The following is a 12,607-nucleotide window of genomic DNA, read 5'->3' on the forward strand; positions in this document are numbered from 1 at the left end:
CCTCCACTATTGCTTATCTGCCGAATATTTCATCAACGCTAATATTCACATCAGGGAAGGCTTGAATTGATAAACTTTGACCCCTAGCGAACTTCTGAATATGCTGATATCCTGCAGCTATTGGTTGTTGATAAACTTCGATAACTTGCCCATAAATATCCACTAACCAAACTTCGATAATATTTGCTTGTGCATATAAAGGAATTTTCACTTTTCTGTCATATTTCACCGTTGAATCTGCGACTTCAATCAGCAAAAATATATCTGAAGGTTGGGGGTGCGCGGTTTCATAAAAATCATCCCGGGGTTTAAGTAATGCTACATCTGGCTGAGGTTCTGAGTTCTCGTTCAAAGCAATTGGATTTTGAGAAGCCAGAATAATGCGTTTTCTCGATAACTGAGCCAACAGATTAACTAATCGATTTACACAAGCAGCATGTTTTGTTCCAATAGGTGACATCTCAATAATTTCTCCTCCTATCAGTTCTATCCGGTCATCCGCTGTGAGAATTCCCGAATCAACCATTTTGTGGTATTGCTCAACTGTGAATTTCCGTCTTAGTAATTGTACAGTCATAACTACCTCCACTTTTGCCTCATCTTTTGATTTTGACATCTCCCCCGGCTAGAAGCGCGGGGGATTCTAATATGATCCAATACGGTTCAGTTAAGGAAAATTGTAGGTTGGGTTGAGGTTTTTGGCTCTAACTGAACCGTATTGGATTATCATCAAGGTTATGCCCGCCGCACAAAGGACAAAAGGTCTTGTAAAATCGTCTCGTGGTAGTGTTCTTGGGGATAATGCCCAACATTATTAAGTTTTATTAATTCGGCATTGGGTACAGAATTAGCGAAATTTTCAGCGATGTCTACAGATAACCAAGGGTCAATCATACCCCATTGAATTAACATTGGTTCTTGCCATTGTTTAAAGCCAGATTCAATTTCTGTCGTGGCTGAGTCTAATTGCAAATTGCGAATTGTTGCTAATAAAGCCCGCCCAGGTGCAGAACTTTTCAAAAAAGGTCGGCGATAAACATCTAAATCTTTATCTTCTATGCGATAACGGCTACCACCTTCTAGGGTTCTATCAACTAAAAGAGGGTCTTGGGTCATCATTTCCCCTGCTAAAGGTAAACCCATTTGTTTAATTTTCCAGGGTAATTTAGCAGCCGTTGAAATTGGTGTATTTAAAATCGCAATGTTGGCTATTTGTTCTGGATGACGCAAAGCATATTGTAATCCCACAGAACCTAAAAATCCTTGCACGACTAAAGAAAAACGCTCTAGTTCTAGGGCTTTAACAAAGCCTGACAAAGCTGTAATAAATGCATCTGGCGTGTAAGCAAAATCGCGTTTTTCTGGGGTTGCAGAAAAGCCATAACCAATCCAATCAGGGGCGATCGCTCTTGTTCCCTGGTTCCCCAAAGCAGGTAAGATATTGCGCCAGCTGTAACTTTGAGAAACTACGCCGTGCAATAACACCACAGGTAGCAAATCAGTTCTACCAATTGGTGAAGATTCGCGATAAAACCATTCTAGAGAATCTACTTTTATTTTATTTTCTGTTAATGACACGCTATTTTCTTATAGATTGGAAATTGGGAGTAAGGAGTAAGGAGTAAGGAGTAAGGAGTAAGGAGCAAGGAGTAAGGAGTAAGGAGTAAGGAGTAAGGAGTAAGGAGTAAGGAGTAAGGAGTAAGGAGTAAGGAGTAAGGAGTAAGGAGTGGATTATTTTTTATTTTTCTTTCAACTTGTTGATTGAAGTTGTTAATATCTTAATAATTCTTTCATTACTCATTACTCATTACTTATTACTCATTACTTATTACTTATTACTCATTACTTATTACTCATTACTTATTACTCATTCAAGGAGTAAGGAGTAAGGAGTAAGGAGTAAGGAGTAAGGAGTAAGGAGTAAGGAGTAAGGAGTAAGGAGTAAGGAGTAAGGAGTAAGGAGTGGATTATTTTTTATTTTTCTTTCAACTTGTTGATTGAAGTTGTTAATATCTTAATAATTCTTTCATTACTCATTACTCATTACTTATTACTCATTACTTATTACTTATTACTCATTACTTATTACTCATTACTTATTACTCATTCAAGGAGTAAGGAGCAAGGAGTAAGGAGCAAGGAGTAAGGAGTAAGGAGTAAGGAGTAAGGAGTGGATTATTTTTTATTTTTCTTTCAACTTGTTGATTGAAGTTGTTAATATCTTAATAATTCTTTCATTACTCATTACTCATTACTTATTACTCATTACTTATTACTCATTACTTATTACTCATTACTTATTACTCATTCAAGGAGTAAGGAGTAAGGAGTTTTCCCCATCTCCCCATCTTCCCATGCCCCATGCCCCATGCCCCATGCCCACTCCCTAAGAAATAATCATCTCACGAATTGCATAAGCTGTTGCAGGTGCTAACAAAACGCCGTTGCGATAGTGTCCAGTAGCCAGGAGGACATTACTATACCCAGGTAGCTTACCAATAACTGGTGCGGGGCGTCCTTCGGGACGGGGACGTAAACCTGACCAAGTGCGGACAATGCTTGCTTGTGCTAATTCGGGACAGAAGGCGATCGCCTGTTGTTTGACAGATTCCAGCAGTTCAAGATTGGGTGGAATCTCATTCCCATTGCTAGGAAACTCCACCGTTGCACCCACCCAATAATCTCCATCTGTCACAGGTACAATATGCACATCATTACCCGTAATTGCCGGTTGAAACTCAGGATTTCCTAATGGATGTCCTAAGCGCACTTGTAAAGCTTGCCCCAAAACAGGACGGATATCAACCATTTCGTTTAATTGCGCCGTTAATGGTGTCGAACCCAGTCCCGCAGCCACCACAACCCAATCTGCAGCAATTTTACCTTCTGTAGTTTCAACTAAATCACATCTTATTCCTTCTTCTTCCCCCCTCCTCGCAAGCGGTGTATTCGTTCCCAACACAGTCACGCCAAATTTGAAAATAACACCGTTACCCTGAGCAGCCTCAACCAAAGCTAAAGTCAGGGCTGTAGGATCAAGTTGGCGGTCTTGGGGAGAATAGACAGCGCCAATAATTTTTTCATTATCTACCTGTGGACAGATGCGCTTAAGTTTAGCAACGTCCCATACTTCCAATTGCCAGCCTTGAGAGTGACGAATAGCCAGCAAGTTTTCCCACTCTGCTAAATTATTCTCCTCTTCCAGACAAAGACTGAGAATTCCCTGACGGTTAAAAGGGATTTTACGACCTGTTAAAGCTTCTAATTCCACAATCAAGGTTTCATAGCGTTGGATGCTAGTTTGTCGCATTTGCCAAGCCTTACCCTTGATTTTTTGGCTAATCACGCCTACTAAAACGCCGAGTGCAGCACCTGTAGAAGCTTGTGCTGGTGGTTGAGGGTCAAAAACCATGATTTTCAGACCTTTAACTAAACTCAGTTCATAGGCGATCGCCGCCCCAACCACACCACAACCGATAATAACTACATTCATAACTTTTTTTTGAGAGGAGGGGATAGGGGGGGGAGGGAGAATTTTCCCTATCACCTTGTCCCCTTATCTCATTTTCCCCCCTAGCGCCTAACTTGCTTCTGATTGACTGCTTGTCTTGGGAAGCAATTCGAGGAATTTGTCAAGATCGGCGAAAGCAGCTTGGTAGTTACTCAAGGCTAGTTGAGAGTTAGCCTGGGTAGCACCTTGATCGATTTTCACCAAATGTTTGAGAAAATCTCGCGAAATCTCACGAGCTGCGGGTTGGTCTTTGGGTAGGAGATTGGGAGTGATATAAGAGATCGCCAGCTTGGCTTCTGTTATGGGGCCATGTATAAAATTACCCACATTTATCCAATCTTTTGTTTCGATCAGCTGTTGAAGTTCTGGCGAGCGATCGCGCACAGCCTCAATTGGTGTAACGTATTCCTGAATTTTAGCCACTTGTTGTGCTGTGTAAGTTGGAGGTGCAACTGCGACACTAGCACCGCTACAACTAATGAGGAACGTTGCCAATAATACTAAAATCAAGGAAAAAACAGAGCGTTGACGCGCCATACAGTCAAGTAATTGGTTTTTTGTTTGCCCACTAACAAGTGTAATTTTAGATCGATAGGGTAATTTATCGTTCCTCCGTGGAAAGGATTTTACCGAAAAATTTCGTCTCCTGGCGTTCTCTTGTCCCTCAAGACCTCAGTCCGTAGGGTGCGTCAGTATCCGTTACATAAGACCTATTCATAACTACTCACAAATAGACAAATCTACTCATGTGTAGTTTGATGCTTACTTCCTGCTTCATTCTGGCAACGTCGGCGTTAACCAGTCCACAGGCTAACACGATCTAACTGATCGCTATATGTGTCGAAGTTACAGAATAACTTCTGTTTGAGGCGCTACTAACGACCCTCTGTCTAGGTCGCCTGCACTTCGCCTATGGCACGTTTATCAAACGCCAGTCTATGCTGGAAGGTTTATCCTCTGACGGCACAGTTGTTAACCGTTAATTATTATTGATTATCCTACCATCTTTTCGTGATACCTACTCAAAATTGACGAGCTTTGATGAGGCTTGAATAGCTTTTAGGTTACAGTTCTTAGCCCCAAGTTTTCTCGCTCCTGACGCACCCTACAAATTTTCAAACAGCACATTTTGGTAGCTTTTGGTCAAAATCATGTCACAAAAGCATAATTTATAGTTGCTAAACACAAATAATATTGATAACCTAAAACACTGATAATATAAACCTTGTGGCGATTAATAGCTCAGATTTTTCTTAAGCAGACGCAATCCAGGAGTATTGTTTCGTGAATGCAGCTGAACAAGCAACCAACCTTGAACTCGCCAGCAAGATTGCGACGGTAGTTAACTTATTCAAATTCGAGTTTCCTGATGCTAAATCGGATCTCAAACCTTGGAAAAACGACCGAGAAACCAGGGAGTTAGTTGATCCCGACTCGATAGACATCGGCTTTCACTTTCCAGGAATCAGCAAATCCTGGCGCAGTCGCAGTATCTTGATTCAAATTCGATTTTATCAAGATCCCGTCAACAACTTACGTCGCGCTATTGGCGTCGAGGTGGCTGGATTTGATCATCGCGGCGAAGCTTGGCGACTGTCTACGGTAGAAAACTGGAGTTTTGTCGGCAATTCTGTACCTTCTGATGAAGTTGGGGATAAGCTAAAACAGATTTGTCGCCATATTTTAGAGGTGTTCAATCAACAGAATGATGATAGGGAATAAGTGTTTCTTCTATCATGGCACCTACTCTCCCGGCACATTAATAATCCTAGGGTGCGTGACGCCGCGATAAATATTGTACCCAGTCACAAGACTTGTGGCGTCACCCACCATGCGAACGCAACGCTAGCGATGACCGAGTTATCCGCGCCGAGCAAGCCCCTAAATTCTATTTATGGGGGCTAGGCGCGGGCGATTTCAAACTATTTGTTTAGCCAGATAAATTTTTAGATACCCCTAAATCCACACGATATGATACCAGCTGTAGGGGCACGGCATTGCCGTGCCCCTACGCGAAATCTACATGTGTCAGCGTTTTAGTGGTATTGTATAAGACTTTGAAATCGCGGGACTAGGCACGGGCGATTTCAATCGCCGTCCCCATTCCTCAACAAGTACTGGCACTAATCCCTCGGGTTACAGCTTCATTTTTTATGTTATACCAAGTTGTTTGAGTTTAAAAAACAGTCCTTTTACCTTTGATTTCGTCAGTCCCCTGCTATATTTATCCGAAACGGAGCTTTTAGCCTCGTGGACGGAGCTTTTAGCCTCGTGGACGGAGCTTTTAGCCTCGTGGACGGAGCTTTTAGCCTCGTGGACGGAGCTTTTAGCCTCGTGGACGGAGCTTTTAGCCTCGTGGACGGAGCTTTTAGCCTCGTGGACGGAGCTTTTAGCCTCGTGGACGGAGCTTTTAGCCTCGTGGACGGAGCTTTTAGCCTCGTGAGCGGAGCTTTTAGCCTCGTGGACGGAGCTTTTAGCTTCATTAATCGAGTTACAAGTCTCGTAAGCGAAGTAATTTCCTTAACTAGAAGCCACATTTACAGCGATTTTCAGGTAAATGAACCACATTTTTATATCTCACGCAAAGGCGCAAAGGCGCAAAGGAAGAAAGAAATACAGATATCGAGGTGTGGTCTAAATACCTGAAAACTGCTGTATAACCACCATCAAACCAGAGGTAAATTTATGTCGCAAAACACAAAACTTCACCTAATTCACGATCGCAACTTACGCGGTCACGCTCAGATTGGTTGGCTCGATAGTTACCACACATTTTCCTTCGGTAGTTTTTACGATCCCAACCGCATGGGATTTCGCACCCTCCGAGTAATCAACGATGATCGCATTGCTCCTGGTGCTGGATTCCCTACCCACAGTCATCGCGATATGGAAATTCTTACCTATGTGCTGTCAGGTGCGGTAGAGCATAAAGACAGCTTGGGTACAGGTTCGGTAATTCGTCCCGGTGACGCACAAATCATGAGTGCTGGTACTGGTATCAGCCACAGCGAATTTAATCCCTCACCCACGGAGCCACTCCATTTACTGCAAATTTGGATTCTTCCTGATGAACAAGGATTGACACCCAGGTATGAACAAAAAGCTTTTCCCGTAGAAGAAAAGCGTGGTAAACTCCGTTTAATTGCCGCTAAAGATGGGCGTGATGGCGCTGTGACAATTCACCAAGATGTTGATTTATATGCATCTATTTTAGAAAGTGGTGATGTTGTCAATTATCATGTTAAACCTGGTCGTTATGCCTGGTTACAAATAGCTCAAGGTGTTGTCACCTTGAATGGTGAAGAACTCAGAGCAGGTGATGGCGTGCAAATCAGCGAGGAAGAACACCTGGAAATTAGCAGTGATATCGGCGCAGAAATCTTGCTATTTGATTTGGGTTGATATAGCGTTTCTCGCCCTAGTTAGGTACACTCGTAGGGGCACGGCATTGCCGTGCCCCTACACATCGCGATATGATATTGTACCGAATCTGAATGTGTTGCGCTATATTGTACCAATTCAAAAAATATTTGCAACACATCGATAATCTGTAGGGGCGCAAGGCCTTGCGCCCCCAGCGCATGGTCTATTTCTGCAAATATTTGCAACACATCGATAATCTGTAGGGGCGCAAGGCCTTGCGCCCCTAGCGCATGGTCTATTTCTGTCGGTTCACCAAGCCAATTTTAGATTTTAGATTTTAGATTTTAGATTGTTTCGGTTCCTTGCAGGCCCCGCAGAATTTTAGATTTTAGATTTTAGATTTTAGATTTAATCCAAAATCCAAAATCCAAACCTTGAACACCATCGCCAATTTGTTACTAAAATCGTAACCGCAATTTACCCTACTAAAAATACGTTATATAATCAAAGCGAAATATAAATAATATCTCTATTGACCTATTGACAATTTCAAAAATACCTATTCACAGACAGCGCAGGCAGAAAGAACGGTATAAAAATTACTCATTGAGGTGAATAATGGGGAGTGCAAAATCTCGCTCAATTGTTTGGTGCTGGCTACCGAATTTGACCCGTTACAGTTTAACAGTTTTGCTGAGTTTGGTAATGCTTGCTGAGTCTGTGGGTGCGACACCGAGAAATACACAATTACAAATAGCGCAGCAGTCAGGGACGCCACAAGATGCAAATCGCGCTGCGGCTGAAAAATTGTCTCAAGAGGGGTTGGAACTTTTCAAACAAGGGACAGCAGAATCTCAGCGACAGGCGATTAAAAAATTGGAAGAAGCGCTGAAGCTGTGGCGACAAGTCGATGATAAAAAGTGGGAAGCCACCACTCTCAACAATATTGGCTCTGTCTACTCCTCATTAGGAGAAAAGCAGCAGGCGCTGACATTCTACAATCAAGCCCTACCCATATTGCGTGCAGTGGGCAACAGGTCTGGGGAAGCCACCACTCTCAACAATATTGGCGCTGTCTACTCCGATTTAGGAGAAAAGCAGCAGGCGCTGACATACTACAATCAAGCCCTACCCATATTGCGTGCAGTGGGCGACAGGAGAATGGAAGCCACCACTCTCAACAATATTGGCTCTGTCTACAACTCATTAGGAGAAAAGCAGCAGGCGCTGACATTCTACAATCAAGCCCTACCCATATCGCGTGCAGTGGGCAACAGGTCTGGGGAAGCCAACACTCTCAACAATATTGGCGCTGTCTACTCCGATTTAGGAGAAAAGCAGCAGGCGCTGACATTCTTAAATCTTGCCCTACCCATATTGCGTGCAGTGGGCGACAGGTCTGGGGAAGCCAACACTCTCAACAATATTGGCTTAGTCTACGACTCATTAGGAGAAAAGCAGCAGGCGCTGACATACTACAATCAAGCCCTACCCTTAAGGCGTGCAGTGGGCGACAGGTCTGGGGAAGCCGGCACTCTCAACAATATTGGCTTAGTCTACCACTCATTAGGAGAAAAGCAGCAGGCGCTGACATTCTTAAATCTTGCTCTACCCATATTGCGTGCAGTGGGTGACAGGTCTGGGGAAGCCACCACTGTCAGCAACATAGCTTTCCTAGAACGCAACAGAGGAAACCTACCCCAAGCCCTCACCCAAATTGAAGCTGCAATTAAAATCATTGAAGAATTACGCACCAAAATACTCAACCAAAATTTGCGTACTTCCTATTTCGCCACCGTCCAGGGTTACTATCAGTTCTACATCGATTTGTTGATGGAACTGCACAAAAAAGACCCTTCAAAAGGATACGACGCCCTCGCTCTCAACGCCAGCGAACGCTCCCGCGCTAGGGGTTTAATAGAACTGTTAACCGAAGCACGGGCGGATATTCGTCAAGGCGTTGACCCAAAACTGTTAGCAGAAGAACGCCGTTTACTTTGGAAACTTGATGCTCTAGCAAAACGACTTCAAGAATTACCCAGTAATCAAGAAAACCAAAGACCCGCCCTACAAAAAGAAATTGCAACTCTGCTCAATCAACAAAAAGAACTACAAACAAAAATCCGCACCAGTAGCCCTAAATATGCTGCATTGCAATATCCCGAACCTTTAAAGTTACCCGAAATTCAACAGCAACTAGATAAAGATACCCTGTTATTGCAATATTCTCTAGGGGAGGAACGCAGTTATCTTTGGGCTGTCACTCCCAATTCTTTTGATAGTTATGAACTCCCTGGACGGGAAAAAATAGAAAACTTGTCTAATGGTTTCCGCAAAATTTTAGCAGCGAAAATAGCCGCTAATCAATTCCCTGAATTCGCAACAGAACTGAGTCAACAGATTCTTGGACCTGTCGCCAACAAATTAGGGAAAAAACGCTTAGTAATTGTCGCCGATGGTGCTTTACAAAACATTCCTTTTGCAGCCTTGGCTGATTTAAATTCCCAACTCCCTTCTCCTAGCAAAAAGGTTAAGCCAGAGGTCAATTACCAACCCCTGTTAGTCAATCATGAAATCGTCAATCTCCCTTCCGCCTCAACTATAGCCATTCTCAGACAAGAAGCCAAAGGACGCAAAGTCCCACCCAAAGCCTTAGCCATCCTCGCTGACCCTGTATTCAGTGCTAAAGATCCACGAGTGACTGGTAAACCTGAAAATGAATTGGAACCAGAACTCGACCGACAAAATTCTGACTTAGCAAGGTCAGCCAAAAATCTCAACCGCGACGGTTGGAACCGACTAGATGGTACTCGCCAAGAAGCCGAGGCGATTCTCAAACTTGTATCGCCCAAAGATAGCCTCCAAGCCTTAAATTTTGATGCAAACTACGGCTGGATAACTAGCCCCCAACTGAGTCAATATCGAGTCATTCATTTTGCGACCCACGGCTTTGCTGATGGCATCAACCCAGAATTATCAGGGATTGTACTATCGTTAGTCAATCAACAAGGACAGCCCATCAGAGGTTTTCTGCGGTTAAACGATATCTTCAATCTAGATTTTCCCGCAGACTTAGTGGTTTTGAGTGCCTGTGAAACCGGAGTTGGTAAAAACGTCCAAGGGGAAGGATTGGTCGGCTTGACAAGGGGATTAATGTATGCAGGTTCTCAACGAGTCCTTGTCTCTTTATGGGATGTCAGCGATGAGGGGACATCATTATTGATGAGCGAATTTTATCAGCAAATGTTGAAGCAAGGCAAATCTCCCATTGCTGCCCTCAGAGCCGCACAGCTGAAATTATGGGAACAAAAAGATTGGCGCAGTCCATTGTATTGGGCTGCTTTCACCTTACAAGGCGAGTGGCGATGAGCAGGGGGGGACACTTCGGCAAGCTCAGTGCATCGCTGGGGACACTTCGGCAAGCTCAGTGCATCGCTGGGGACTAGTCCCGCGATTTCAAACTATTTGTTTAGCCGGATAAATTTTTAGATACCCCTAAATCCACACGATATGATACCAGCTGTAGGGGCACGGCAATGCCCATAGGTGTCAACTTAAGCTAAAAACCTTGGGCAGTCTCGTTTCCAGCCTCCGGCTGGAAATGCCTATCATGAGGCTCTGCCTCAACTCAATCCACACGATATGATACCAGCTGTAGGGGCACGGCATTGCCGTGCCCCCACTCGCTCCTACATGTGTCAGCGTTTTAGTGGTATTGTATAAGACTTTGAAATCGCGGGACTAGGGACTAGGGACTGGGGACTAATACCATTTTACCAAAACTCTCATACATATAGAAGCCAGTAGGGCACGGCATTGCCGTGCCCCTACCAAGGTATTTGTATCATATTTAAACTAAAACCGTATAAGTCATCACTCATTACTCATTCCTCATTACTCATTACTCATTACTCATTACTCATTCACTCAGGTATGACTGGACTCAATGGGCTTAAAGGGGTTGTAAACACAAAATAGACAACCCCAGCACCCAGAATCATGATCGCCATACTAAAGAGGATCACCCAACGGTCTGATGGTTCATAGGTATCTTCCTCAATATCACGACGCACGGCGAAATAGTGCGTCGTTGACAACCACACCGTGATCAAACCGACCAGAGAGAAGACTAAACCCAACTTCCAGCCGTTACCAGGATGGGTTAATAGGGGTACTTGAAATGCACGCAGACGGACGATGAGGACACCAAAACCCAAAAGGGCGATCGCTATTCGCATCCAGGCCAGGTAGGTGCGTTCATTCGCCAAATGATCCCGCACTCGCGACGGATTCAGTCGTGCTAGCTTTTTTTGGTCTTCTGTTTGTGCTGTGGGTTTAAACTTTAACTGCATCAATAACACCCTTATCCCCAATAAGACTCGTCTACAAAAAATGCCAAGATAAAAGCAAATCTCCTGCCAAAGGATTTGCATTTGGTGGGATAATTGTACTCCGAAAATATATTTGATTAGCTTGTACATTTTTATTCAAGATCTATTTTAATGCAGATATTTCCATAAAACAAGCCTGATTTTGGCTTGGGTCTGAGAGTTCAGTTTCTTGCAGAAACCGGGATTTTCGCTGATCACAGGTGCGAAAAGCTGTGATTTATACTGTAAACAAATCGACAAATAGAATCAAATATTATTATTTGTCAGTATAATAAATAAAATTGATTAAAAAATTCATACGGAATTTTAGGGATATCTTAAATGGCAGGGATGACGCTGGATCAGCTAAAAATCTTTGTCGCTGTGGCGGAACATTTACACTTCACTCGCGCAGCGGAAGAGCTTTATATTACTCAACCGGCGGTCAGTGCAGCGATCCAGAGTTTAGAGCAAGAATACGGAGTCAAGCTGTTCCATCGAATAGGGCGCCATATTGAGATGGCTGAGGCTGGTAAGTTACTACAAGTGGAAGCGCAAAAAATTCTCGACCAAGTAACCTTGACAGAAAGGGGATTGCGGGAATTGAATAATCTGCAACGGGGTGAATTAAAATTAGGATCAAGCTTGACAATTGGTAACTACTGGCTACCAAGTAAGATTAGTGAATTTAAAAGCAGATATCCCCGTATCCAGATTAACTGTACTCTCGCCAATGCAGAAACTATTTGTGTCGGTACGGCGATGGGACAGTTTGATTTGGGTTTGGTAGAAGGAGATGTGAAACCAGCACTGCAAAATACTATTGACTATGAAATTGTCGGGAGCGATCGCCTAAAAATTGTAGTTGGCAAAACTCACCCTTGGTTTGAGCGGGGCGAAATTTACTTAACAGAACTGACTAAAACCCCTTGGGTGATGCGCGAACCCGGTTCTGGAACCCAGCAAAGGTTTGAGGAAGCCTTGCTCAATTGGGGGATTAATCTCTGTCAACTCAATGTAATTTTAGTTTTCAACAGTGGGGAGATGAGCAAAGCTGCTGTAGAAAGCGGTGTGGGTGCGACTGGTATTTCTGAGTTGATGGTCACAAAAGAACTGCAACTTGGAACTTTGCGAACCATACAAGTTATCGATAACAGAGAGGAATCGACGGTGACTGCGGAAATTGTTCGACCCTTTTTTAAACTCAAACATCGCCAGCGATTTCAAACAGCTTTGTCAAAAGCTTTTGAGAAACTGCTTCAACAAGGCTGATAGATTTAACCTTGGTGCGTTTTTCAGGTAAATAGACCACGCATCAGGGGCGCAAGGCCTTGCGCCCCTACGAGTATCTGTGGTTATTCGC

9 protein-coding genes are annotated in these 12,607 nt (G+C 43.6%); 4 read left to right on the forward strand and 5 right to left on the reverse strand.

Annotation, left to right across the window (positions count from 1 at the left end):
• Window positions 1-13: 13 nt before the first annotated feature.
• The 4 genes from HEQ19_29010 to psbQ all read right to left on the reverse strand — a co-directional run bounded on the left by HEQ19_29010 (window position 14) and on the right by psbQ (window position 4,048).
• On the reverse strand, window positions 14-577 hold the full coding sequence (locus HEQ19_29010) for a Uma2 family endonuclease (protein ID WYM03686.1): 564 nt from the start codon (window positions 575-577) through the stop codon (window positions 14-16).
• A 158-nt stretch (window positions 578-735) separates the two neighbouring features.
• Window positions 736-1,578 carry an alpha/beta fold hydrolase gene (locus HEQ19_29015; GenBank protein ID WYM02921.1) on the reverse strand — a complete coding sequence of 281 codons (843 nt, stop codon included), beginning with the start codon at window positions 1,576-1,578 and terminating at the stop codon, window positions 736-738.
• Window positions 1,579-2,386: 808 nt separating this feature from the next.
• Entirely contained in the window at window positions 2,387-3,493 is a 1,107-nt protein-coding gene (locus HEQ19_29020) for an FAD-dependent oxidoreductase (protein WYM02922.1), read from the reverse strand.
• A gap of 87 nt (window positions 3,494-3,580) precedes the next feature.
• Entirely contained in the window at window positions 3,581-4,048 is a 468-nt protein-coding gene (gene psbQ / locus HEQ19_29025; protein WYM02923.1) for a photosystem II protein PsbQ, read from the reverse strand.
• Between the two features lie 747 nt (window positions 4,049-4,795).
• Here psbQ and HEQ19_29030 point away from each other — a divergent pair.
• From HEQ19_29030 to HEQ19_29040, 3 genes are all read left to right on the forward strand, one after another.
• Window positions 4,796-5,233, forward strand: a complete 438-nt coding sequence (locus HEQ19_29030) for a hypothetical protein (protein ID WYM02924.1) — start codon at window positions 4,796-4,798, stop codon at window positions 5,231-5,233.
• A gap of 963 nt (window positions 5,234-6,196) precedes the next feature.
• Window positions 6,197-6,913, forward strand: coding sequence for a pirin family protein (locus HEQ19_29035; GenBank protein WYM02925.1), 717 nt, complete (start codon window positions 6,197-6,199; stop codon window positions 6,911-6,913).
• A 579-nt stretch (window positions 6,914-7,492) separates the two neighbouring features.
• The gene (locus HEQ19_29040; protein ID WYM02926.1) at window positions 7,493-10,243 is read left to right on the forward strand and encodes a CHAT domain-containing tetratricopeptide repeat protein; all 2,751 of its coding nucleotides are present in this window, start codon (window positions 7,493-7,495) and stop codon (window positions 10,241-10,243) included.
• A gap of 554 nt (window positions 10,244-10,797) precedes the next feature.
• Here HEQ19_29040 and HEQ19_29045 read toward each other — a convergent pair.
• Window positions 10,798-11,226, reverse strand: coding sequence for a DUF202 domain-containing protein (locus tag HEQ19_29045; protein WYM02927.1), 429 nt, complete (start codon window positions 11,224-11,226; stop codon window positions 10,798-10,800).
• A 360-nt stretch (window positions 11,227-11,586) separates the two neighbouring features.
• On the opposite strand from HEQ19_29045, the gene HEQ19_29050 reads away from it, so the two are divergent.
• Window positions 11,587-12,516 (forward strand): LysR substrate-binding domain-containing protein, encoded by a 930-nt coding sequence (locus HEQ19_29050; protein ID WYM02928.1) that lies wholly within the window; start codon window positions 11,587-11,589, stop codon window positions 12,514-12,516.
• Window positions 12,517-12,607 lie beyond the last annotated feature (91 nt).

The sequence above is a fragment of the Gloeotrichia echinulata CP02 genome, assembly GCA_038087035.1.
Taxonomy (GTDB): domain Bacteria; phylum Cyanobacteriota; class Cyanobacteriia; order Cyanobacteriales; family Nostocaceae; genus Gloeotrichia; species Gloeotrichia echinulata.